This window comes from Sodalis sp. RH16 (assembly GCF_047324245.1).
Taxonomy (GTDB): Bacteria; Pseudomonadota; Gammaproteobacteria; order Enterobacterales; family Enterobacteriaceae; genus Acerihabitans; species Acerihabitans ligni.
On sequence record NZ_CP178737.1, the window covers coordinates 1,356,324 to 1,380,456 of the forward strand.

At 54.8% G+C, this 24,133-nt stretch carries 23 protein-coding genes; 13 read left to right on the plus strand and 10 right to left on the minus strand.

Annotated elements, in window-relative coordinates; all coding sequences use genetic code 11:
- Nucleotides 1-9 precede the first annotated feature (9 nt).
- Nucleotides 10-912 (plus strand): PfkB family carbohydrate kinase, encoded by a 903-nt coding sequence (locus ACL2XJ_RS06185; protein ID WP_132924581.1) that lies wholly within the window; start codon nucleotides 10-12, stop codon nucleotides 910-912.
- Between the two features lie 131 nt (nucleotides 913-1,043).
- On the opposite strand, the gene ACL2XJ_RS06190 is transcribed toward ACL2XJ_RS06185, so the two are convergent.
- Nucleotides 1,044-2,000 (minus strand): substrate-binding domain-containing protein, encoded by a 957-nt coding sequence (locus ACL2XJ_RS06190; protein WP_413725994.1) that lies wholly within the window; start codon nucleotides 1,998-2,000, stop codon nucleotides 1,044-1,046.
- A 409-nt stretch (nucleotides 2,001-2,409) separates the two neighbouring features.
- Between ACL2XJ_RS06190 and ACL2XJ_RS06195 the strand changes: the two genes are divergently transcribed.
- From ACL2XJ_RS06195 to ACL2XJ_RS06215, 5 genes are all read left to right on the plus strand, one after another.
- Nucleotides 2,410-3,429: a LacI family DNA-binding transcriptional regulator gene (locus ACL2XJ_RS06195; RefSeq protein WP_413725995.1), complete on the plus strand. Its 1,020-nt coding sequence runs from the start codon at nucleotides 2,410-2,412 to the stop codon at nucleotides 3,427-3,429.
- A gap of 427 nt (nucleotides 3,430-3,856) precedes the next feature.
- Nucleotides 3,857-4,603: an ATP-binding cassette domain-containing protein gene (locus ACL2XJ_RS06200; RefSeq protein WP_165934295.1), complete on the plus strand. Its 747-nt coding sequence runs from the start codon at nucleotides 3,857-3,859 to the stop codon at nucleotides 4,601-4,603.
- 22 nt (nucleotides 4,604-4,625) lie between these two features.
- Nucleotides 4,626-5,624, plus strand: coding sequence for an ABC transporter permease (locus ACL2XJ_RS06205; protein WP_165934294.1), 999 nt, complete (start codon nucleotides 4,626-4,628; stop codon nucleotides 5,622-5,624).
- 5 nt (nucleotides 5,625-5,629) lie between these two features.
- Nucleotides 5,630-6,709, plus strand: a complete 1,080-nt coding sequence (locus ACL2XJ_RS06210) for a phosphotriesterase (RefSeq protein WP_132924571.1) — start codon at nucleotides 5,630-5,632, stop codon at nucleotides 6,707-6,709.
- A 159-nt stretch (nucleotides 6,710-6,868) separates the two neighbouring features.
- Nucleotides 6,869-7,996 carry a M20 family metallopeptidase gene (locus ACL2XJ_RS06215; protein WP_413725996.1) on the plus strand — a complete coding sequence of 376 codons (1,128 nt, stop codon included), beginning with the start codon at nucleotides 6,869-6,871 and terminating at the stop codon, nucleotides 7,994-7,996.
- Here ACL2XJ_RS06215 and ACL2XJ_RS06220 read toward each other — a convergent pair whose 3' ends face one another.
- From ACL2XJ_RS06220 to dnaB, 4 genes are all read right to left on the minus strand, one after another.
- Nucleotides 7,997-8,413, minus strand: a complete 417-nt coding sequence (locus tag ACL2XJ_RS06220; RefSeq protein ID WP_413725997.1) for a secondary thiamine-phosphate synthase enzyme YjbQ — start codon at nucleotides 8,411-8,413, stop codon at nucleotides 7,997-7,999. It abuts the gene before it with no gap.
- A 75-nt stretch (nucleotides 8,414-8,488) separates the two neighbouring features.
- Nucleotides 8,489-9,682 carry an aromatic amino acid transaminase gene (locus ACL2XJ_RS06225; RefSeq protein ID WP_413725998.1) on the minus strand — a complete coding sequence of 398 codons (1,194 nt, stop codon included), beginning with the start codon at nucleotides 9,680-9,682 and terminating at the stop codon, nucleotides 8,489-8,491.
- Between the two features lie 75 nt (nucleotides 9,683-9,757).
- Nucleotides 9,758-10,894 carry an alanine racemase gene (gene alr, locus ACL2XJ_RS06230; RefSeq protein WP_413725999.1) on the minus strand — a complete coding sequence of 379 codons (1,137 nt, stop codon included), beginning with the start codon at nucleotides 10,892-10,894 and terminating at the stop codon, nucleotides 9,758-9,760.
- Nucleotides 10,895-10,911: 17 nt separating this feature from the next.
- Nucleotides 10,912-12,318: a replicative DNA helicase gene (dnaB, locus tag ACL2XJ_RS06235; protein WP_132924563.1), complete on the minus strand. Its 1,407-nt coding sequence runs from the start codon at nucleotides 12,316-12,318 to the stop codon at nucleotides 10,912-10,914.
- A gap of 138 nt (nucleotides 12,319-12,456) precedes the next feature.
- Here dnaB and ACL2XJ_RS06240 point away from each other — a divergent pair, with 138 nt between their 5' ends.
- The gene (locus tag ACL2XJ_RS06240; RefSeq protein WP_203523726.1) at nucleotides 12,457-13,437 is read left to right on the plus strand and encodes a quinone oxidoreductase; all 981 of its coding nucleotides are present in this window, start codon (nucleotides 12,457-12,459) and stop codon (nucleotides 13,435-13,437) included.
- A 287-nt stretch (nucleotides 13,438-13,724) separates the two neighbouring features.
- On the opposite strand, the gene pspG is transcribed toward ACL2XJ_RS06240, so the two are convergent.
- Together pspG and dusA are read right to left on the minus strand one after the other, a co-directional pair.
- Entirely contained in the window at nucleotides 13,725-13,943 is a 219-nt protein-coding gene (gene pspG, locus ACL2XJ_RS06245) for an envelope stress response protein PspG (RefSeq protein ID WP_203523727.1), read from the minus strand.
- Between the two features lie 163 nt (nucleotides 13,944-14,106).
- Nucleotides 14,107-15,174 carry a tRNA dihydrouridine(20/20a) synthase DusA gene (dusA, locus tag ACL2XJ_RS06250; RefSeq protein WP_413726000.1) on the minus strand — a complete coding sequence of 356 codons (1,068 nt, stop codon included), beginning with the start codon at nucleotides 15,172-15,174 and terminating at the stop codon, nucleotides 14,107-14,109.
- A gap of 329 nt (nucleotides 15,175-15,503) precedes the next feature.
- On the opposite strand from dusA, the gene ACL2XJ_RS06255 reads away from it, so the two are divergent.
- The 6 genes from ACL2XJ_RS06255 to zur all read left to right on the plus strand — a co-directional run bounded on the left by ACL2XJ_RS06255 (nucleotide 15,504) and on the right by zur (nucleotide 22,057).
- Nucleotides 15,504-16,889: an MmgE/PrpD family protein gene (locus ACL2XJ_RS06255; protein ID WP_413726001.1), complete on the plus strand. Its 1,386-nt coding sequence runs from the start codon at nucleotides 15,504-15,506 to the stop codon at nucleotides 16,887-16,889.
- Nucleotides 16,890-16,961: 72 nt separating this feature from the next.
- Nucleotides 16,962-17,717 (plus strand): SDR family NAD(P)-dependent oxidoreductase, encoded by a 756-nt coding sequence (locus ACL2XJ_RS06260; RefSeq protein WP_132924551.1) that lies wholly within the window; start codon nucleotides 16,962-16,964, stop codon nucleotides 17,715-17,717.
- A gap of 40 nt (nucleotides 17,718-17,757) precedes the next feature.
- Nucleotides 17,758-18,435, plus strand: a complete 678-nt coding sequence (locus tag ACL2XJ_RS06265; RefSeq protein WP_203523731.1) for an FCD domain-containing protein — start codon at nucleotides 17,758-17,760, stop codon at nucleotides 18,433-18,435.
- Nucleotides 18,436-18,502: 67 nt separating this feature from the next.
- On the plus strand, nucleotides 18,503-19,885 hold the full coding sequence (locus ACL2XJ_RS06270) for an MmgE/PrpD family protein (protein WP_413726002.1): 1,383 nt from the start codon (nucleotides 18,503-18,505) through the stop codon (nucleotides 19,883-19,885).
- An 873-nt stretch (nucleotides 19,886-20,758) separates the two neighbouring features.
- Nucleotides 20,759-21,415, plus strand: coding sequence for a transcriptional regulator RcsA (rcsA, locus tag ACL2XJ_RS06275; protein WP_132924545.1), 657 nt, complete (start codon nucleotides 20,759-20,761; stop codon nucleotides 21,413-21,415).
- Nucleotides 21,416-21,547: 132 nt separating this feature from the next.
- A complete protein-coding gene (gene zur, locus ACL2XJ_RS06280) occupies nucleotides 21,548-22,057 on the plus strand; it encodes a zinc uptake transcriptional repressor Zur (RefSeq protein ID WP_132924543.1) in 510 nt (169 codons plus the stop codon).
- A gap of 146 nt (nucleotides 22,058-22,203) precedes the next feature.
- Here zur and ACL2XJ_RS06285 read toward each other — a convergent pair whose 3' ends face one another.
- The 3 genes from ACL2XJ_RS06285 to ACL2XJ_RS06295 all read right to left on the minus strand — a co-directional run bounded on the left by ACL2XJ_RS06285 (nucleotide 22,204) and on the right by ACL2XJ_RS06295 (nucleotide 24,033).
- On the minus strand, nucleotides 22,204-22,413 hold the full coding sequence (locus tag ACL2XJ_RS06285) for a CsbD family protein (protein WP_132924541.1): 210 nt from the start codon (nucleotides 22,411-22,413) through the stop codon (nucleotides 22,204-22,206).
- A 519-nt stretch (nucleotides 22,414-22,932) separates the two neighbouring features.
- A complete protein-coding gene (gene lexA, locus ACL2XJ_RS06290) occupies nucleotides 22,933-23,541 on the minus strand; it encodes a transcriptional repressor LexA (protein ID WP_132924539.1) in 609 nt (202 codons plus the stop codon).
- 123 nt (nucleotides 23,542-23,664) lie between these two features.
- Nucleotides 23,665-24,033 carry a diacylglycerol kinase gene (locus ACL2XJ_RS06295; RefSeq protein ID WP_132924537.1) on the minus strand — a complete coding sequence of 123 codons (369 nt, stop codon included), beginning with the start codon at nucleotides 24,031-24,033 and terminating at the stop codon, nucleotides 23,665-23,667.
- Nucleotides 24,034-24,133: the final 100 nt, after the last annotated feature.

Below are 24,133 nucleotides of genomic sequence, written 5' to 3' on the forward strand. Positions count from 1 at the left end.
AATTACATTATGCACGTCTATGTCGTGGGTAATATGGGCGTCGACCAAACCTTTCTGATCGATGAACTGCCGGAAAAAGGCGCATCGATTCTTGGGCAAAGAATATCCCAGGATTTGGGCGGAAAAGGAGCCAACCAGGCCATTATTCTGGCCCGCTGTGGAATAAATACCACCTTGATTGCCGGCAGCGGTGACGATAGTCATGGAGCATGGTGCCGCAATAAAATAGCGCAAGAGTCATTAGGCCTGTTTCCGACCCAACCCTTGGATTGCGCTACAGATACCTCCATCATTCTTAATAGCGCCGATGGCGATAATGCGAATATTACCACCACCACCGCAGCCGAGAGCTTATCCCTGGAGGACATCAAAACCGCCCTTGCCGCAGCGCAGCCGGGCGATGTGTTATTACAGCAGGGCAATTTCTCTTTCGAAAAAACCCGTGCCATTTTTGAATATTCCCGCAGCCGTAAGTTATTCAATGTCTTCAATCCTTCGCCGGTTAAGGCTCAGTTCGCCAAACTTTGGCCGCTTATCGATCTGGCGGTGCTCAACAGCGTCGAAGCCCGGCTGCTGAGCCAGGGCCGCCAGGAGCCGATGGCCGCGGCGCAGCAGTTGCTGAACGACGGCGTCGGCATGCTGGTGATTACTCTGGGCGCCGAGGGCGCGCTGCTGTTGGGCAACGGACAGCAACATCATGTGGACGCCGCTCCTTGCCGGGTCGTTGACACCACCGGCGCCGGCGATACCTTCCTGTCGGTCATGCTGGCCTCTTCACTGCGGCGCGGCGTTGCCGTGGACCCGCAGGCGCTGCGTCATGCCGTCGCCGCCGCGGCGATTACCATCGGCCGCAGCGGCACGTTAAGCGCCTTTCCTTCCCGGCAAGAGCTGGTCGGCTTGCTTACCTGTTAAAAAACTGCCCGGGCGGGACAGGAATGTCTCGCCGGGCTTGTTGACAAAGTGCCCCGCCAGTACAGGCCGCCAGACCGTAGCGATACGGTAAACCTGCCGTGAATACATCCCTTTAGGCTCGATGCGCACCATTACTTGAATAATGGGCGGAACGTGTCGACATTGCTTTTGGTCACCACCGTGGCCGGTACCAGAATGTTTTTCTCCACCGTCTTGCCGGCGGTTACCGCGTTAAGGGCTTTCAGCGCTTCGGAGCCCATTTTTTCAGGATCCTGCTGCAATACCGCCGCCACATAGCCCTGATCGATGCCGGTGATGGCCTGGGCGGTCAAATCCCAGCCGAAAACCTTGATGTCCTTTTGGCGTCCCTGGTTAACCACTGCCGCCATCGCACCCAGTAATGCCGGTTCGCCGGTGGCATAGATCGCAGTCATATCAGGATTGCCGGTAATCAGGTTTTCCGCAGCGGTCAGCGCATCGTCCTGAATATTTCGGCCGTCCACCACATCAGCCACTTTAATCGCCGGATTGACTTTAATAGCGTCTTCAAATCCTTTTTGACGGGCATTTTGAATGGCCGAATTCAACGCACCGACAATCCCCACCTTGACCTTACCGCCCATATTTTTCTTAACATAGTCGGTAAAATAATCACCCAGGATGTGGCCGCCTTTAATATTATCCACGCCAACCTGTGATTTTTGCGGTCCGGCGGGTAATACGGCATCAATAGCGATCACGGGAATATGGGCATCCGCCGCTTCTTTGATGGCCGGCATAATACCGTTGACATCAATCGCATCAACAAGAATGCCTTTAACACCTTGTTGAATATAGTTTTCAATGGCGTCATTCTGCGCCACGGGATTATCGGTGGCATTAAAAACCACCAATGTTTTACCCGTTTCTTTTGCCGCTTCCTGTGCCCCTTTATTCATTAAATTAAAGAATAACGCTTGCTGATTAATCTGGACCAACGCATAGGTAGGCGCCGCGTCTTTTGCCGAAGATGCGCCGGTCATTAATGCTATTGCCGTCAATGAACAGGCTAGGGTGGAAATGAATTTCTTGCCGGTGCTGAATAACATACGGTTGTCCTCGTCAAGGAAAATAGTGCAAGCAAGATGCGGTGAGACCAAAAACCACGGTCTGGCATCAAGGATAATGTTGGCGGGACAAATATCGATAGGGCGAAAACACAGCAACGGGGATTGTTGAACCACCGTCCGGTGTCGCGGCTTTTTACTGTCGGATTCTGTTCCTAGCCTGTCCATGTAGGCTATTTGTCGGGCAGAGTCGGCAGGTTTGGGAATAATTCCCGGTAAACAGGTAATGCGGGTAAACTGCTATTTACAATTCATCGACAGCGAACTTTTGTCAAGCATTAATTCTTGGACCACAGCGTATTATAGGACAGACTTCCGATAAAAAGGTCTGTAACCCTCTGACGTAAATGTGTTAACAATAGCGCTGGGCAGAATGATTGTGGTGGTGCGGATGAATAAAAAAAGAGTGGTTCTTTCGGATGTCGCCAATTTAGCCGGCCTGTCCAAGGCCACCGTATCACGTTATCTCAACAACAGCATCGTCTTGCCGCAGGCGACGGTTCAGCGGATTGAAGATGCCATCGCCCAGTTGGATTATCGCGCCAACAGCCTGGCCCGACGTTTAAGCAAAGGCGGCAGCGAGACTATCGGCCTGGTGCTGCCGGATATTACCAATCCGTTTTTCGCCGAACTGGCGGACGCCGCGGAAGAAGCCGCTTCGGAGCACCACTACAGCCTGGTATTGTGTATTACCCGCAATAATCCGGACAAAGAGCGTCAATTTATCCGCTGGCTGGATACCTGCCAGGTGGACGGACTGCTGTTTACCACCAACCGGCCGGATAACGGTTTACTACGGGAAGAATTGGTGGGCCATCAGCGCATTGTATTGATTGATGAAGATATTCCAGGAAGCCTGGTGCCCAAGCTTTTTGTGGATAACGTGCAGGGCGGCATCCTGGCGACGGAGCAGCTCATTGCCGCCGGCCACCGCCGCATCGCTTTTGTCGGCGGGCCGGATGCGTTAATGAGCGTGCGGGAACGCCATGAGGGTTTCAGGCAGGCCATGGATCGTGCGGGACTGGCTTGCCCGCCCGAGCGGGTGCTGTACGGGGATTACAGCCGCGAATTCGGCCAGTCCGCCCTGCACCGTTTGCTGTCGCTGCCCGAGGCGCCCACCGCGGTGTTCGCCGCCAGTGACTATTTGGTGCTTGGCCTGTTGGACGGCCTGAGCCAAAGGGGATTGACGGCGCCGGAAGCCTTATCCCTGGTGGGTTTTGACGATGCCAGCTATGCCGAACTTATCACGCCGCGTTTATCCACCATCCGCCAGCCGGCTCGTTTGCTGGGGCGAACCGCCGTGGATATCATGATTAAACTGCTTAACGGCCGCGTGGATATCAATATCGAAACCCGCATTCCGGTGGAGTGGGTCGGCCGCGATTCTGTGCGATCTTACCCGCCGGAGTAAACTTTTTGCACCATTTTTGCGCAGCAATGCACAAAAATGCGGCATGGATGAGCATATAAAATTTTTTAGCCAGCGCTGGCGGATACCCGCTGCTTAAAAAAGCATTTATTTTTTATCCCTTAATTATCAGAATATTAGCAACGGCCCTTTTCTCATCTCCGCGGGATTAATCGCCACCATGGCATGAAAACTGCTTTAGACTTCTTGGCGATACAAATATCCACGACGCGATATTGGCAAGTGGAATGGCAAAAAGTGGATTTCCGCTGTTTTGGTAAACCGGTTTACAAAGGAATTGCGAGCCGAAAATAGCGGGAATTCACCGATGCCGGCATAACGTCCCTTTCGGGGGACGGTATGCGCTTCATCTTTTATGAGCAGAGGTATATCAATGGCTGGAGCACAAAACGTATCCCCTCGGGTCGAAATGGTGGATATCACCAAGACCTATGGATCCATCCGCTCGCTGCGCGGGGTCAACCTGAGATTGGCTCCCGGAGAAGTATTGGGGCTGGTGGGCGACAACGGCGCCGGCAAGTCCACGCTGACCAAAATACTGTCCGGCGCGGTGGTGCCAACCAGCGGCGCCATCCGTATCGACGGCCAGGAAATGGCCTTTACCTCCCCGGCGGACGCACGGCGTTGCCATATTGAAATGGTTTACCAGGACTTGTCGCTCTGCGACACGGTGGATGTGGCGGGTAATCTTTTTATGGGGCGTGAACCGCAGACCCGCTGGCTGGGCATCCCGTTTCTTGATGAAAAAACCATGCATGCCCGGGCGCGGGAGATGCTAAAAGGATTGGGTATATCCATCCCGGATACCCGTTTGCTGGTGCGTAACCTCTCCGGCGGCCAGCGGCAGGCCATTGCCATCGCCCGGGCGGCGGCCTTTGAACCCAAGGTGCTGATTATGGATGAACCCACCGCGGCGCTGGCGGTGGCCGAAGTGGAGGCGGTGCTGGAATTGATAAAGCGCGTCAGCGCCCGCGGCGTCAGCGTCATCCTGATTACCCATCGCCTGCAGGATCTTTTTCTGGTCTGCGATCGCATCATGGTGATGTACGAAGGCACCAACGTCGCGGAGCGCCAGGTGGCGAATACCAGTTTATCGGATATCGTCAATCTGATCGTCGGCGAGAAGTTCGAGGCGCACTCCGCCCGCGCCCATTAACGGGGATCCCCGCATGAGTATTATGAATATGTCTAATAACCGTATGATTCAGCACTCGCTGCCGAGACGCATTTTACATAACCACTCCGGCGTGGTGAGCATCGCGCTGTTTTGCCTGTTTTGCTGTGTAGTCTTTGCCTTGATAACCGATGATTTCCTCAGTGGCCCCAACTGGCTCAATATCATCCGCCAAAGTGCGCCGTTGCTGATTGTCGCCACCGCCATGACCCTGGTTATCACCACCGGCGGCATCGACCTTTCGGTGGGCTCCATTCTGGCGCTGGTAGGGGCGTTATCCGCCATTGCCTTGAACAATTGGGGATTGCCCTGGCCGGTGGTATTGGTGGGCGGTCTGGTGCTCGGCGGATTGATTGGTTTGCTGAATGGCTATTTCATCGCCTATGAAGGCATACCGGCGTTTATCGTCACCCTGGCGACATTGGCGGTGGTGCGCGGCGTCGCTCTGCTGATTACCCAGGGTTATTCAATCCCGATTCCCGCCGACAGCCCGTTTACGCTGTTGGGACGCGCCTGGGTGATCGGCCTGCCCCTGCCGGCGATATTAGGGGTATTGGTACTGATTTGCGGCCATATCCTGCTGAACAATACCCGTTTTGGCCGCTATGTCACGGCCATCGGCGCCAATACCGAAGGGGTGCGGCGCTCAGGGGTCAATACCCGCGCCACGACAATGTGGGTCTATGTTCTCAGCGGCATGAGCGCCGCCCTGGCCGGGATGATCATCACCGCGCGGCTGGGTAGCGGCTCCTCCAACCAGGGAGAGGGATTTGAATTGCAGGTCATTGCGGCGGTGGTGCTGGGCAGCACCAGTCTGTTCGGCGGCTTCGGCACCATTATCGGCACTCTGCTGGGGGCGCTGTCCATCGCGGTAATTCAAAACGGCCTGATTTTATCGCACATTTCGCCGTTTTTTACCCAGATAGCCACCGGCACCATTATTCTGCTGGCCATCTGGCTTAACACTCGTATTTTTAACCCGGCCCGGCCCATCAAAGGATAGACGCGATGCAAAGTTCAATTTTCCGCCATGCGGATCCCCTCCCGCTGGGGGTCGCCAGCGGTTATGTGATGACGGTGCTTGGTCCGCTGCCGGTTGACCGGATGGGCGTGACGCTGATGCACGAGCATATTTTGCTGGATGCCTCCGGTAAATGGGTACCCCCCTGCTGCTGCAGCGACAGGCATCTGGCGGAGATGCCGGTCAAGATGGAAAATCTCGGCGAGCTATCCCTTAATCCCTTGTCCAGCCGGGACAACTGCCAGCTGTTCGATCCGGAAGTGGCGACGGAGGAGTTAATGAAATTCCGTGCGTTAGGCGGGGAAACAGTGGTGGATCCCACCAATATCGGCATTGGCCGCGATCCCCTGGCCTTGCAGCGGATTTCCCGTTTGACCGGTTTGAACATCGTCATGGGCACCGGTTTTTATCTGGAGCCGTCCCACCCCGCCTACGTGAAAACGAGCTCGCTGGAACAGCTCGCCCAACAGATGATTTACGACGTCGGCGGCGCCGAGGAAAAACCCCAGGTGATTGCCGGTCTGATCGGTGAAATCGGCATTTCGTCGGCCTTTACCGCCGACGAGGAAAAGTCGCTGCGTGCGGCGGGCCGGGCCAGTGCCGCCACCGGCGTCCCCATCGAGGTGCATCTGCCGGGCTGGGAGCGGCTGGGGCACCGGGTGCTGGATATATTGCAGGACGAAGGCGCCGACCTGCGCCATACCGTACTGTGCCATATGAATCCCAGCTTCGCCGATAAAACCTATCAGCGCGACCTGGCCCGGCGTGGGGCATTTCTGGAATACGATATGATCGGCATGAGTTATTATTATGCCGATGAATCCGCCCAATCTCCCTCCGACGAAGAAAACGCCCGCGCTATTCGGGAACTTATCGACGATGGCTTTTTAAACCAGATTTTAATGTCCCAGGACGTCTTTCTCAAAACCATGCTCACCCGTTACGGCGGTCACGGCTATGGCTATATCCTGCGGCATTTCGTCCCACGGCTGCGGCGCCACGGCGTAACCGGCGAACAGTTGGAAACCCTGATGATCATGAATCCCCGGCGGGTCTTTCAGCGTTAAGCCGTCGTCGGCTTCGGCCGGGAACGCCCGGTCTATCGCAGACGGGTATTGCGCCTATATCCGGTGTTTCGCCGCCAATATGGTCAGCACCGCCAGTAGGCAGGCGGTTCCCGGCATGACATCAAGCGTTGTTAAAATGACTTACGTTGAGGTAATGCGATGAACGCCGCTGAAGACGCCATTACGCTAACACGCGCTTTGCTGCGCTTTGATACCATCAATCCACCCGGTGACGAATCCCTCTGCATGGCGTTCCTGGCGGACTATCTGCAACGGCACGGCTTCGAAATCCAATTGCGGCGCTTCGCTGATAAGCGGTACAACTTGCTGGCACGCATGGACGGCAAAGACAAAGATGCCAGGCCCCTGGCTTTTACCGGCCATCTGGACACCGTGCCCTTGGGGAACGCTCCGTGGCGGCATGATGCATTCGGCGGCGAAATAGTCGACGGTAAGCTGTACGGCCGCGGCGCCAGCGACATGAAAGCGGCCGTCGCGGCCTTTATCGCGGCCTGTATGCAACATCAACAGGCGATACGGACCGGGAACGGCGTACTGCTCATGCTGACCGGCGGCGAAGAGACTGGCTGTGACGGCGCACGGGCGCTGTTAGAGGATGCCGGGGTCGTTTTGCCGCCGGTGAAAGCGTTGATCGTCGGCGAACCCACGTCCAACTACCCTATTATCGGCCATAAGGGCGCTTTATGGCTGCGCTGCGAAACCCAGGGCAAAACCGCCCACGGCGCCATGCCGGAGCTGGGGATTAACGCTATTTATCTTGCCGCCGAGGCCATCGGCAAGATACGTAATTTCGAACCGGGCGCGCCGCATCCGCTAATGAAACAACCGACGCTGAATGTCGGCACCGTCAGCGGTGGACTGAATATCAACTCGGTGCCGGATCGCTGTTCGTTTGACGTGGATATACGTACCGCCCCCAATCTGCAGCATGGAGAGATACGGCAGCGCCTGGCCGCCATGGCCGGGGAACAGGTGCGGCTGACTACCCTGGTGGATTTGCCCTCGGTACTCACCGAGCCGGGAGACCCCTGGATAAAGCAGGTATTCCAGTGCTGCCGGCCGCTGCACGACGGGCCGCTGGAACACCGGGTTGTGCCCTATTTTACCGATGCCTCGCTGCTGCGGGACGCGCTCGGCTCGCCGCCCTGCATTATTCTCGGGCCGGGCGAACCGGCCATGGCGCACCAAACCGACGAATATTGCCTGGTGGATAAGCTGCTGCAATCGGTGGATTTATATGGGGAAATAATCAACCTCGGCGGGTGATCATTCTCCCTGCAGGGTGGCGATAACCTTGCGATTGCCCCCATGGTGGCGATGTTCTCCCAGCCAGATGCCCTGCCAGGTCCCCAGTATTAATTTCCCCCGGCTGACGGGGATGGTCAGCGACGCGCCCAACAGCGATGATTTGATATGGGCCGGCATGTCGTCAGGTCCTTCATAATCATGTTGATAGGAGGCATTTTCCGGCACATGGCGCAAAAAATGGCTCTCCATATCGGCCCTGACGGTAGGGTCATAATTTTCATTCAGCGTCAGGGAAGCCGAGGTGTGCTGCAATAACAAGTGCAGCAGGCCGATATTCACCTCGGACAGATGCTCCAGTTGGCCGACTATCTCATCGGTGACCAAATGGAACCCGCGCTTTCGCGCTGCCAAGATCAACGTTTGCTGATACCACATGATGCCTGCTCCTCTTCTATACCCCTAAGTATAGGGTATCGGTGTCAGGCGGAGTACCAAGCAGGCCCCCCGGAATCAGCTCACCGCCGCAATCGCCTGCGCCGCCCGCTGCACGTTATCGCCGTTCAGGCCGGACAGGCACATGCGGCCGGAGGCTATCAGGTATACGCCGAATTCTTCCCGCAGCCTGTCCACCTGCGCCGGACTGAGGCCGGTATAGCTGAACATGCCGCGCTGGCGCAAAAGATAATTGAAATCGTGGCCCGGTAGGGAGACTTTCAGCGCCTCCACCAGGCTGTGACGCATGCTGAGAATACGTTCCCGCATGGCGGCGACCTCTCCGCGCCATAAGGTATACAAAGCCGGATCGTTCAAGACTTTCGCCACCACCTGGGCGCCGAAATTCGGCGGGCTGGAATAGTTGCGGCGCACCGTCGAGGTTAATTGTCCCAGCACCCGTTCAGCCTCGGCGGCGCTGTCGCAAACCACCGACAGCGTCCCTACCCGCTCGGCATACAGGGAGAAGATTTTCGAGAACGACTGGCTCACCAGGCAAGGCAGTCCCAGCCGGGCCATTTCCCGCACCGCATAGGCGTCGTCGTCGAGACTCTCGCCATACCCTTGATAGGCGATATCCATGAAAGCGATGAGATCCCGTTGTGCCACCGTCTTGATAACCTGATCCCACTGTTCATGGGTCAAATCGGAGCCGGTGGGATTATGGCAGCAGGGATGCAGCAATACGATGCTTTTGGCCGGCAGCGATTGTAAACAAGCCAGCATGGCGGTGAAATTTACGGCCAGCTTGCCACTGTCAAAGTAGGGATAATAATCCACCTTGAAACCGGCGCCGGAGAAAACCGCCACATGGTTTTCCCAGGTGGGATCGCTGACATAAACCGTCGAGTCCGGAAAATAGGCTTTGAGGAAATCCGCGCCGATTCTCAGCGCCCCGGAGCCGCCCACCGTTTGGATGGTGGCGATACGGGCGGCGTTGCGCATCGGGTGATCTTCACCGAACAGCAAAGCCTGGCTGGCGCTACGATACGACGGCAGGCCCGCCATCGGCAGATAACCCGCGCCCTGTTTCGGCATGGCATCCAGCAGGGCTTCCGCCTTGGCGACCGCCTGCAGTTGGGGAATGATTCCCTGCTCGTTATAATAAAGCCCGATGCTCAGATTCACCTTGTTTGGGCGCGGATCCAGTTTATAGGCTTCCATCAGCGACAGGATCGGATCCCCGGCATAAGCATCAACATGTTGGAACACGGTGTAAATCTCCTGGTATTGTGGGTTCAGGGGTAAAGCCCTGCCTCCACACTACCAAATAAATTTCATTAGCTGTTAGCTGGAATGATTAAAAATTGAAGCAGCGCTGCCTTTTGCCAGGGTTTCCGCCGGCTCGCTCTCAATATATTCAATATCCACGCGGGAAGTCAGCTTGGTGACGAGCTCATAAGCGCTGATGCCGCTGGCGGCGGCCACCCGTTCCACCGGCAGCTCCGGGCCCCATAAAACCACGCGATCGCCCACGCGCTCGCGGCTGTCCGGTCCCAGATCCACCACCAGCATGTCCATGGAGACCCGTCCCGCCAGCGGCACTTCGCGGCCGTTGACCCAGACCGGTGTGCCATTGGGGGCGCTGCGGGGATAACCGTCGCCGTAACCGAACGCTATCACCCCCAAACGGGTATCCCGGGAGCTGACCCAGATACCGCCGTAGCCGCTCGCTTCACCGGCCCGATGGTTGCGCACGGCGATAAGGGAAGAGGTCAACGTCATGGCGGGCCTGAAGCCAAAGTCAGCGCCGATGCCGGCGCCGGGGGACACGCCATACAGCACAATACCGGGACGAACCCAGTCGCGGTGGGAGTCGGGCCAATACAGGATCCCGCCGGAAGCGGCGATGGACTGCATGCCCGGTTTGCCCTGTGCAAAGTCGTCAAAACAGGCTAATTGCCGGGGGGTGGCATCCGCCTGCGGTTCATCGGCACGGGCGAAATGGCTCATGATATTAACCGGCCCCAGCACATTGCGGCACGCCGCCAGGCGGGCATAAAATTCCTCCCCCTGCCGCGGCGAGACGCCCAGACGGTGCATGCCGGTATCCAGCTTCATCCATACCCGCACCGGCGACGCCAGGTTTGCCTGCTCCAGGGCCAGCAATTGCTCCGGGCTATGCACGGCGGTTTCGATGCCAAGCTCGGCCAATAGCGGCAATTCATCAGCGTCGAAAAATCCTTCCAGCAGCAGAATCGGCTTGGTAATGCCGGCGCTGCGCAGCGCTAATGCCTCGGCGAAACGCGCCACACCGAAGCAGTCCGCGTTATCCTGCAGCGTCAGTGCGGTTTCAGGCATACCGTGCCCGTAGGCATTGGCCTTTACTATCGCCACGACCCGGCTGTGGGGCGCCAGCCGGCGCACCTGCTGCAAATTATGCCGCAAAGCACGCCGGTCAATAACGGCAATGGCCGTTTTCATTATCCTTGTCCTGGTTATCAATCATCATCATATTGCGGCCCGGCATAACTGTCGAACCGCGACCACTGCCCGTTAAACGTCAGCCGTACCGTGCCGATGGGGCCGTTACGCTGTTTACCGAGAATAATTTCCGCAATGCCTTTCTGATCGCTGTTTTCGTGATACACCTCGTCACGGTAGATAAACATGATCAAATCGGCATCCTGCTCGATAGAACCTGATTCACGCAAATCGGAGTTTATCGGGCGTTTATCCGCGCGCTGCTCCAGACCGCGGTTAAGCTGGGAGAGGGCCAGCACCGGTACCTGCAGCTCTTTTGCCAGCGCTTTGAGGGAACGGGAGATTTCGGCGATTTCCAGCGTCCGGTTATCCGATAGCGCGGGTACGCGCATTAATTGCAGATAGTCAATCATGATCATGCTTAAGCCGTCATGCTCACGAAATACCCGCCGGGCGCGTGAACGCACGTCGCTCGGGGTCAGGCCGGACGAGTCGTCGATATACATATTATGCTTTTCCAGCAGCAGCCCCATGGTGCTGGAAATACGCGCCCAATCCTCATCATCCAGCTGGCCGGTACGGATCCGGGTCTGGTCAACGCGGGACAGCGAGGCCAGCATACGCATCATAATCTGGTTGCCGGGCATTTCCAGACTGAAAATCAGCACCGGCTTGTCTTCGGTCATGGCGGCATTTTCGCACAGGTTCATGGCGAAGGTGGTTTTACCCATGGACGGGCGCGCCGCGATGATAATCAAATCGGATTTTTGCAGACCGGCGGTCTTTTTATCCAGGTCGTGGTAGCCGCTGGAGACGCCGGTCACGCCGTCATGGGGTTTTTGATACAGCTGCTCGATGCGCGCCACGGTATCTTCCAGAATACGGTCGATGCTTTTCGGGCCTTCATCTTTACTGGCGCGATTTTCGGCAATCTGGAAAACCCGTGATTCCGCCAGATCGAGCAGTTCTTCACTGCTGCGCCCCTGGGGATCGTAACCCGCATCGGCAATTTCATGGGCGACGGCGATCATTTCCCGCACCACCGCGCGTTCGCGGACGATATCGGCATAAGCGGAAATATTGGCGGCGCTCGGCGTGTTTTTCGACAATTCCGCCAGATAGGCAAAACCGCCCACCGAATCCAAGTCCCCTTTCTGCTCCAGGGATTCGGAAAGGGTGATGAGATCGATAGGCTTATTCAACTCCATCAGGCGCTGCATTTCGCCAAAAATCAGCCGGTGCGGGCGGTTGAAGAAATCTTTGACGGCGACGCGTTCGGCGACGTTGTCCCAGCGTTCATTATCCAGCATTAAGCCGCCCAACACCGACTGTTCCGCTTCCAATGAATGGGGGGGAAGCTTGAGACCTTCAACCTGACGGTCCTGCGAGAAGTTTGTTTTGTTAGCGGTTTTTTTTTCTGACATGTGATAATGACTTTGCCTGAGAGAAGCGACCTGGGTGAAGACGCATTGTAACGTTGATTGTCGCCAAATCCTATGCGGCTTTGCAATCGGGCGGTAAGGGCTTATGGTTATTTAAGACTTTCCACGAGAGGAACAGCTATGGTTAAGCGCATTCAATTCTCCGCCACCGGCGGTCCGGATGTATTGGAATACACAGATTTTACACCAAAAGATCCGGGTCAGGGCGAAGTTCAGGTTGAAAATAAGGCAATAGGTATCAATTTTATCGACACCTATATGCGCAGCGGCCTTTATCCGGCGCAGCTGCCTTCGGGCTTGGGGACGGAAGGCGCGGGGATCATCACAAAAGTCGGCCCCGGAGTGACCGGGCTGCATGCCGGGGATCGGGTGGTCTACGCCCAGGGTCCCTTGGGAGCCTATAGCGAAATACATAACGTCCCCGATAAGAATATCGCCGTCCTTCCCAACGCCATTTCCTTTGAACAGGCCGCGGCGTCCTTTCTTAAAGGATTAACCGTATATTATCTCCTGCACCAGACCTACGCGGTTAAACCGAATGAAATTTTCCTGTTCCACGCCGCGGCCGGCGGCGTAGGCCGGATTGCCTGCCAGTGGGCCAAGGCGCTGGGAGCCAAGATGATAGGTACCGTGGGTTCGGCGCAAAAGGCCGCCCTGGCCAGGGAGGCCGGCGCCTGGGAAATCATCAATTATCGTGAAGAGAACGTGCCGGAGCGTGTTGCGGCGTTGACCCATGGTGAAAAGGTCAATGTGGTATACGACTCGGTAGGGAAAGATACCTGGGAAATCTCGCTGGACTGCCTGCGTCGCCGGGGCCTGATGGTGAGTTTCGGCAACTCTTCCGGGCCGGTGAGCGGCGTAAACCTGGCAATCCTCAACCAGAAAGGGTCGCTGTATGTCACCCGTCCGTCCCTGAACGGCTACATTACCAACCGGGAAGAACTTAAGCTTGCCAGCAATGAACTCTTTTCCATGATCGCCAGCGGCGCAATTAAAATCGACGTGCCGGAGCGGCAAAAATTTCCCCTGGCCGAGGCACAGCGGGCGCATCGGGCGTTGGAAGGACGAGAAACCAACGGCTCCTCCCTGCTGATTCCCTGATCGTTGAGAGACGGGCTTCCTTGCGAAAGCCCGTCATTTTTCACTGCATGTGATGCTGCTGTAGGTAGGGACAGAACGGCAAAACACCGGAAACTGCCGCTAAAGCCGCTATTATTTTCCGATGTGGATGAAATGGCTGATAACCAGGGTGCATCCTATCAGCAGATATAAGTAAAAAATATCGATAATAAATACAAGGTGTAAAAAAGACGAAAAGATGTGATCAACCCTGCATTTTTGGGTTCGGCGACCTGGCAACCCGCCGCCGGGTGGGGATGATGACTATTCTAATAGCGGGGCAACCGCGGCGGCTTAACGGCGCGCCATACCCAGGCCACCACCAGCGCCAGCAGTAACCATGGCAATAATTTTATCGCCATGACAAACAGACCGGCAAACATCATGATAAACGTCCCCACGGCCAATGCGGCAAGAACGCCCAGCACGGAAATCCCGGTCAGCAGCAGCATCAAAAAGAATCCGATGACAAAGAAAATTTCCAACATGGCAGACTCCTGAAATAGGGGATAAGTCCCGCGACTGTCTCAATGACGCCTTTAACTATTACAAGAGCTTTATTACAAAATCCATGCCAACAAATATATTTTATAACCCATTGTTTTATAATAAATTTCCATCACATTATTTAGAATGGATCGGCCATTTTTACTATTTTTTAGTCAATTCCGCCATCTCTTCCCGCACACCCGGTGCTATCACTTTGGCGAGCGCCTGCTCAACCACCGCCACGCCCGCTCCCGGCTTATGGGCATTCTCGCTCAAATGGCGGCGCCACTGCCTGGCGCCCGGTATGGATTGGAACAAACCGAGCATATGGCGGGTGATATGGCCCAGATAGGTGCCGCGGGATAACTCAAGCTCTATATAGGGTAACATGGCCGCCACAACGTCGGTCATGTCATGATAGGGATCTGTGCCACCAAATAGCCTGCTGTCGACCCGGGACAGGAGCGACGGATTTTGATAAACCTCGCGACCCACCATTACACCGTCAAGCCATTGCAGATGCTGCTCCGCCTGGTCCAGGGTTTTGATGCCACCGTTAATGGCCAGCGCCAGTGCGGGGAAATCCCGCTTCAGCTGATAGACGCGATCGTAGTCCAGCGGCGGAATATCGCGGTTCTCCTTGGGGCTAAGACCCGTTAGCCAAGCCTTGCGGGCATGGATGATAAAGGTATCGCAACCCCCTCGCTCGGCAACGGTCTGAATAAACTCGCACAAAAACCCGTAGCTGTCCTGCTCATCGATACCGATACGGGTTTTCACCGTCACCGGGATCGACACCGCGGAACGCATGGCGGCGACGCAGTCGGCGACCCGCACGGGCTCCGCCATCAGGCAAGCGCCGAAACGCCCGTTTTGCACTCGATCGGAAGGGCAGCCGACATTGAGATTGATTTCGTCATATCCCCGCTGTTCAGCCATACGGGCACACTGCGCCAACGCCTCGGGTTCACACCCTCCGAGCTGCAAAGCCAGCGGATGCTCCGTCTCGTTGTACGCAAGATAATCCCCTTTGCCATAGAGCAGGGCGCCGGTGGTCACCATTTCGGTGTAGAGCAGGGTATGCCGTGTCAACAGACGTAAAAAATACCGGCAATGGCGATCGGTCCAGTCCAGCATGGGCGCGACGGCGAAGCGCTGGGAGGAAAATCGAGCCGCTTCCGATTGTAACCGGCCGTCGGAAGGCAATGGGGATATAGAATTATCGAGCATTTCGGACCATTTATCGTATTGGCTGTAACGGCACCCCGGCCACTCTTGAACAAGGCCCGTGGGGTAAAAATTTAAAGGGCATGATAGCATATAAAATCGCCCGGCCGCCGCCATTACCATGGCCTCGCCTTTTGCATCATGTTAACGCGTTTCATTACCCTGCCCTGCAATTTACATTCTTTCCTAAAGTCAATCTGTTGTTTTTCCCATTAGCGAATATCTGATCCAGGTAACAGAATTGGAAAATGTACTTTACAGAATAACCCATACCATCGAATATTGTCGACAATATGCAATACAACCATTGATTTGTTTACTGGGGAGCGTTTATGTCTTTACCCGATTCTCAACAGGCATCGAACACGTCCGATGAAGGCGTTACCCGCGCGCTGGCGCGCTATCTGGTGACATCCAGGTCCGGGGATTTACCGGAAAATGTCCGCGCCCATGGCATCTGTTCTTTCGTTAACTGGCTGGGGTGTGCCGTGGGAGGGAGCCGTCATCCGGCGGTGGATATCGCCTATGCTGCGCTCTCTCCTTTTGCCGGAACGGAACAGGCCGCCCTTCTGGGACGAAATACGCGCACGGATATCATAACAGCGGCATTGCTCAACGGCATCGCCTCACACGTTTTTGACTTTGACGACACCCATCTTAAAACCGTTATCCATCCCGCAGGGCCCGTGGCATCGGCCATTATGGCGCTGTCGGAATTCCGTGGCATCAGCGGTGCGGACTTTATCCATGCATTGGTGTTGGGAATAGAAACGGAATGCCGCATCGGTAACGCGGTTTATCCGGACCACTATGATATCGGCTGGCATATCACCGGCACGGCGGGGGTGTTTGGCGCCGCGGCGGCGGTAGGAAAACTGTTGGCTCTGGACGAACAGCAAATGGTATGGGCGCTGGGTCTGGCCGCCTCGCAACCCGTTGGGCTACGGGAAATGTTCGGCACCATGACCAAAAGCTTCCATCCGGGGCGGGCGGCGCAAAACGGCTTAACCGCCGCGTTGCTGGCGGCAAAGGGCTATACCAGTTCGGAACAGGGCATTGAAGCGAAACGGGGCTGGGCCAATGTCACCAGCACCCACCGCAACCTGGCGGAGATAACCTGCGGACTGGGGGAGCGGCACGAAAGCCTGCTCAATACCTTTAAGCCTTTTGCCTGCGGCATCGTAATCCACCCGGTGATTGACGGCTGTATCCAGCTACGCAGTGAATACGCTTTGCAGGCCGACGAGATTGACAGTATAGAACTGCGCGTCCATCCGCTGGTGCTGGAATTGACCGGCAAGCGCACACCCAAAACCGGTCTCGACGGTAAGTTCAGTGTCTATCATTCCGCCGCTGTGGCAGTGATTCAAGGGCGCGCGGGCGAAGCGCAATACAGTGACGCGTCGGTACGGGATGAACACACCATCGGGTTGCGCGATAGGGTCAATGCCGTCATCGATCCCTCACTGGACAGCGATGCCGCCCATATCGTTATCCGGCTTCACAACGGCCAACGCCTTGAAAAACACGTCGACCATGCTATAGGCAGCGCGGCGAAGCCAATGACCCGGCAGGATCTGAATACTAAATTTACTGACCTGGTGGCGCCGATATTGGGACAAGATCGCGCCGCCATCCTGTTGCGGGCATGCTGGGACGTCGAGTCCTGCCGCAATATGGCGGAACTGTCGGCCATGACCCAAGAGGGCGGGCGCTGAGCCGGTACTACTCTTGTACTTAGGCAATGTCGGCGAACGTATCATCAGTGATGAAATAGACGGAGGCAATGTATGTCCGCAGAACTGAGTGGACGGGTAGCGGTGGTGACGGGCGCGGCCCGCAATATTGGCCGGGCAATGGCCCTTGAGCTGGCGGCGGCGGGCGCAGCCGTCGTAGTCAACGCCAAACAATCCGCTGACGCGGCCGCCGGGGTGGTTGAGGATATAGAACGTCAGGGCGGGCAAGCATTGCTGCACCTTGCCGACATCAGCGGGCCCGAGGGTGCGCAAAGCCTGATGACGGCGGCATTACACCGCTTCGGCAAGATTGATATTCTGGTAAATAATGCCGCCATACGCCGTGAAGTCCCTTTCGCGCAGTTGGACTGGACGCAATGGCGCGAGGTACTGGCGGTGATACTTGATGGCGCTTTTCTATGCGCAAGCGCGGCCTTGCCGGCGCTGCGGCAGGCCGGTGAAGGCACCATTATCAATATCGGCGGCATGTCCGCCCATGCGGGCTCCGCCGGCCGGGCGCACGTCATGGCCGCTAAAGCCGGCCTAGTGGGATTAACTCGCGCCCTGGCCCATGATTTAGGCCCTGACGGCATCACGGTGAACTGCGTGGTGCCGGGCATGATAAATACCGCCCGCGGCGCGGCGGCGGGCAATGCGGAGCCCGCGCACCATGCCGTTCACAGCACGCTATTGGGAAGACGCGGCACTCCCAAGGACATTGCGGATTTGGTGCGTTTTTTGAGCGGACCTCACGCCCGCTACCTCACGGGACAGGTCATTCACGCCAATGGCGGCGCGTTTCTCCCTTAAGTACCGTTAAATGTACCGATAATTCTTCACAGGCGAATTTATGTCTTATACAGCAGATTCCATCCAGGTATTACGTTCGGCGACCCTTTGTGACCTCGTGCAGGAAGAAATCCTGCGGCGGATTAAAACCCGGCAACTGGTGGCCGGTATGAAACTCAACGAAATGGAGCTGGCCGAGCACCTGCAAATCAGCCGCAGTCCGGTCAGGGAAGCTTTCCGCGCCTTGGAAGAGGCCGGCCTGGTTTCACTGGAAAAAAACCGCGGCGCCTGGATCAGGGATATTTCCGAACAGGAAGCAGCCGAACTGTATGAAGTTCGCGCCGGCCTGGATGAAATCGCCGGTCGCCGCCTGGCGTCCATCGTTACCGAGGACCAATTGCAGGAATTGCATGGCGTGCTTGATCAACTGGAGGCCATTTCCCAGCATGACGATGTGAATAATTATTTTTTATTGAATATTGCCTTCCATGATCGGGTGGTGGAAATGGCCGGAAACGCCACATTACTTACGCTCTATCGCCAGGTTATCAACCGCATGCACTTAATCCGGCGTCAGGGCCTCGCGTTATCCGGCAGCTCCCAGGCGTCCCATGCCGAACACCGCATGATTCTGGCAGCGTTGGCGGCACGAGACCCGGATGCCGTTGCACACTCGATGCGTCAGCATATTCAACAAGGGTATCAGCGTGCCTGTAGTGCGCAAAACCGGGCGCTGTAGTCAGCCGTTGCCCTTTTGATCGAGCGAGATATCTTGCCGCCACCCTGCTCCGGGAGAAAAACACGTTATGAACGATCGCCAACTGGATAAGAATAGTATTGCCGAGCAGCTTGCCCATTGGATCCTGGCGCAGGATGCCGGCGACTTTCCGCAAAAAACCATCGGCACCGCGCGCTTGCTGCTGATGGATGTGATGGGTCTGTGCATTGCCGCGCGACACGAGTATTACGTAGAGTCCGCCCTGGCAACGGCTGACGGTAGCGGTTTATGTACGGCGCTGGGGCATCCTGGGGGGCTGACGGCCTATGACGCCGCCCTGGTGAACGGTACCGCAGCCCATGGTGAAGATTACGACGACACATTCGAGGGCGGCCCGGTTCACTCCGGCGCGGTGGTGGTGCCGGCGGTCATGGCGATTTGCGAGCGCGAAGGACTAGCCGGAGAAGCGCTGCTACGGGGCATTGCCGTGGGGGCTGAATTAATGTGCCGTTTGAGCCTGGTGGCGCCGAAAGCCATCCATCGGGCGGGATTTCATCCCACCGCGGCCATCGGCGCTATTGCCGCGGCGGGAGCCGTTGCGGCGGCGCTGCGGCTAGACCACGGGCAGACGACGTCGGCCTTGGGGATTGCCGGCAGCATGGCGTCAGGGATTATTGAATACCTGGCCGAAGGCACCTCCACCAAACGCATGCACGCCGGCTGGGCCGCGCAATCGGGCATTCGCGCCGCCTTGATGGCCCGGGGCGGATTAGACGGACCGCGAACCGTGCTCGAGGGGCGCCATGGTTTTTTCCAGGCCTTCGCGCCTTCGGTAACCCCTGATTTCACCCCGCTCTTATCTGACCTTAATCAGCGCTGGCTAATGCAGTCCATCGCTTTCAAGCCTTATGCATGCGGCACCATGACCCAGCCCTATATCGATTGCGCCATCGCCCTGGCGCGCCGGAACATCAATCCCGGCGATATTCGCGACATCGTTTGCCGGGTCGGGGAGGGTACAGTACATCGGCTGTGGGAGGATTTGGCGGTCAAGCATCGCCCTCCCACCGCCTACGCGGCAAAATTCAGCACGCCGTTTTGCATGGCGGTGGGCTTTTTTGACGGCCGGGCCGGACTGGGACAATTCACGCCGGCACGGATTAACGACCCGGCGGTGCTAGCGCTGGCACAAAAAATCCGCTATGAAATCGACCCGCAAAACCCCTACCCGGCCCAGTTCACCGGCCATCTGCGGGCAACGATGAGCGACGGCACCGTTTATGAGCACGTTCAGCCCTGGATGCGCGGCGGCGCACAGCAGCCGCTGTCGCCGGAAGAGCTGGCGGAAAAATTCCGGGATAACGTCCGGCACGGCGGCTGGAATGACAGCCTGTGCGAGGGGATGCTCGCCCTGTTTCAACAGATATTTACTCAAACCGATATAAGATCCCTCGAACGGGGGAGAGTCTGATATTTTTGCAACAACGCCCTGGGGAAAGCCTGATATTTCTCCAACGGGCTTTCTCCTTGCTCTTAATGACGCTTAAAGAAGGCGGATATTGAGTTGAGCAAAAAAAAGGGCATATCGGCGATGGATACCTAAAAGACAGATACAAAAATATATCGCATCTCTTCTATGCCCTATAATAATTTTTAATCAAAAAGGCATCCGTTATTGATAAATTTATTTGCCTATCAATAATCATAAGCATCACGCTGTCGAGTAGCAATGTTGATTTTTAACTGATTAAAAAAAGCAATTACCGGCGTATATCTCATCCTATTCCACTATTCCCACAGCGCCTTCTCCATGGCGTGGCATCACTCCTCTTCCGGCAAATAAAGATCCCTGCCGTTTGCCGCCGGCCTTTGGCATGAAATCCAGCGGCGGCAATACCCTGCCAAGCGTTTTAAACGACCGGAGGTGCGCCGTGCGCAAACCGCGGTTTGGCAGCGAAGTATTAACATTCAATAGCTTTTTTTTGAAAAAAAACTCATTTTGTACCAAATAACTTATATTACGTCCCAATGGCTTCGATGGCGATTTACAAACTGGTCATAATCCTCTATCACATGGATTTAAGGCGTCGCCGTCTTCATTACTGAGTGAAAGGTTGAAGTATGATTATTTACAGCGTGCTTATCGCTTTTATGCTGCTGATTACCATAATCAGCCTGGCTCTGCATTTCAGGGAAAACAGAAAGAGAAAAATCATATTCAACCGAACAAGCAGCCGGTAAACAAATACCGAAGGCACTGTTTTCGTCTTCAAAGGGAATTTATAGAACGAACTAACGCATCCTTCCCCTATCAATAACCATAACTGTAGATATCGCGATTATTATGACAGTGTTTATTCTTGATCCATGCACATACACCAGATATGCGCTGAAAAGCTCTCTTGGCGCAAATGGTGTTAAAGGAAGTATTCGAACACTGGACAGTTTGTCAACATTGAGAAAAAAATGCGAAACAGCATCTCCTTCCATTATTTTTATCAATCAGAATTATTTTCAATATCAGCACAATAATGAGGAGCTCAAGACCGTCATAGAACAGCATCCGGCGACGCTCTTTTTTATCTTTATCGGTAATGAAAGCATAAAATTCTATGATTTTATCCCAATCAAAAAGAATGTCATTATCACTTCAAAATTTATCAAAATCAGCACTATCAATATGATTATCCGTTATTATCTCGATGTCAGAACATGGCTGGATGATAATAACAAACTTGGATTTTCCCCACTGCGCTTTAGTAAAACGGAAGCTGAAGTCCTCACAATGTGGATGTCCGGCTACGATACGTTACATATCTGTTCACATTTGCATATCAAAGAAAAAACCCTTTCCTCCCATAAGATAAATATCAAGAGAAAAACCAGGGCAAGCAACAAACAGGTTATCTATCACCTGATTACCATCGCCAATAGCGTTACGGAAGGCATCAACAGCCACCCTCCCCGGGAAATAAATATGTCGCCACGCCTGACAGCATAAAAGCTCTTCTCTGCCCTGTTTTGCTGACCGTTAGCCGGGAATGCTATAGCCTCGCTCGGCTTACATCCCTAGATTCGGTATTTTATCGTCATCATGATAAGATGATGGATAGATAAGCTACGGGGGTTCCCTATGAAAAGCATGACTAGTTCGCAATTGCTCAGTCAAGCTGAACAATTGTGTGAACAACGGAATGTACGCCTGACGCCGCAGCGGCTCGAAGTATTGCGCCTGATGACGCAGCAGGAGGGGGCAATTAGCGCCTACGATCTGCTTGATCTGTTAAGGGCCTCAGAACCCCAGGCTAAACCGCCGACTATATATCGCGCACTGGATTTTCTCATGGAGCAGGGATTTATACATCGCGTCGAGTCAACCAACAGCTTTGTCTTGTGCCATCATTTTGAAGAGCCTAGCCATACCTCGGCTTTTTTTATCTGCGATCGCTGCGGCCAGGTCACGGAGCAATCCACCGAGGGGATTGAGGAGATTCTACAACGCATGGCCCGGTCAGCGGGTTTTGCCATGCGGCATAACGTGGTGGAAGCCCATGGTTTTTGCCTCAAGTGTTCCGAAGTGCAATCCTGCGATCGGCTGCATAATTGCGGACACGACCATAGCATTGGGATCAAAAAGAGGTAATAGTTAAACAGGTAGGCATTAAAATTTTTAGTAGATTAGTTTAAGGATGTGATTAGGCAGGTGGTACATCCTTGTACCTTTGGGTAGGAACATTAATCTGATTATTCCGGGTAACCAACGTAATAGCGGGCTACCACGTTACATCGCTACCAGCGATATTTATTCTGGGTTTCCCAGTTCGAAACTTCCTTTTCTGCTGCTTCTTTGCCGTAACCATAACGTTCTTGAATTTTACCGATTAACTGGTCACGCTTCCCTTCAACAACGGTCAAATCATCATCGGTGAGTTTGCCCCATTGTTCTTTCATTTTACCCTTGAATTGCTTCCAGTTGCCGCTTGCTTGGTCAGTATTCATTGTAAAACTCCTTCGCTATCGTTTGGTGAGGAATTTTAATCATTAACCTTTTGCAGCGGTTAATGAATAATCGGATTCGTTAAAGAAAACGTCTGACATCGTTAATCTATAAGCTAACCCTATGAGATTAAGTATAGCAGTGCGTTTGGCGAAAGGTTTATTTGGCAGAGGATTTGACGTCATATGGACGGTAATTCCCGCGTTTTTTACCATAAGGCGATATAAAACAGCAGGTAGCGGAGGAAATTAGAGTGACGATAAATGTAACAAAATATGTATAAACTTCACTTGTGCTTTGACGCGGATAGCTGGCGGGAACAGCGATTAATGACGGCAAGTATTGAAGAAAGCGAGGCAAGAAAAGATGCAAAAAGGTTATTGAACGGAACAAAACGACGCGCCACAGCTCCCCCAATAAATCTGCGGCCGCCGAAGCTGATAAAGGACGCCGAAAACCAAACCGGGGGAGAATACGCTACCTAGAGTCACCAACAGATCAAAGCGGGTCCAGACAAAGGCTCAGATCCAATTGCCGTTGCGAATGACACCTACCGCCAATCCTTCGATAGTGAGCTCCTGCTGGCGTAAATCCACCACGATGGGGGAGAAATCACTGTTTTCAGGTAACAGCTCAACGATATTGCCTTGTCTTCTCAGGCGTTTTACCGTCACTTCATCGTTAATCCGCGCGACAATCACCTGGCCATTACGGGCATCCTGCGTTTTGTGCACCGCCAGCAAATCACCATCCATGATGCCGATGTCTTTCATTGACATGCCGCTGACGCGCAGCAAAAAGTCCGCATGGGGTTTGAACAAATCAGGATCGACTTTGTAATGGCTTTCGATATGCTGCTCCGCCAGCAATGGCTCGCCCGCCGCCACGCGGCCAATCAGAGGCAAACCGCTTTCTTCCTCAATGAGTAAACGGATCCCGCGGGAAGCGCCGGAGACAATCTCAATCGCCCCTTTTCGCGCCAGCGCCTTAAGGTGCTCCTCGGCGGCATTGGGTGAGCGAAACCCCAGCTGTTGGGCGATCTCCGCGCGTGTCGGCGGCATGCCGGTTTGCGATATATGATCGCGGATAAGGTCAAAAACCTCTTGTTGTCTGGCGGTTAACGCTTTCATTCCGTCCCCTGTTTGTTTATACAGTCTTCATGTGAGTATATACAGGTCGAGCCCAATTGAAAACCTCATGTGTGGCAAAACGTAATAAAAACGGCTGAATTTAACAACGGTTAAAAGAAGCCATCATCGAAATAGTCGCCACAGCAAGGTTATCCAGACCCAGGCCGCCAATATGATGGCCAGCGCAACCGCAGCCGACCCGAGATCCTTTGCCCGTCCCGAGAGGGGGTGCAGCTCTGGCCCGATGCGGTCCACCACCGCTTCTATGGCGCTGTTTATCGTTTCCATCACCAATACCAGCCACACCGAGCCAATCAATAAAATACGCGAAATAGCGTCGGATTCGAGATAATATGCAAGTACGATGGCAAGGATGGCTATTACCGCTTCCTGCCGAAAAGCCGCTTCATGACGCCAGGCCGCTGATAATCCTTTTAATGAATATCCCATGGCGTTATAGATACGTTTAAGTCCACTGATTTGGTTTGCCATACATTTGCGCGCTTGAGGAAAATTGCGCCCATATTACCGGTTCTTTGCGTTCTCATCACCACAGATCTGTTGCGCAGTTTCTGGTATTCTTGTGCCGCAA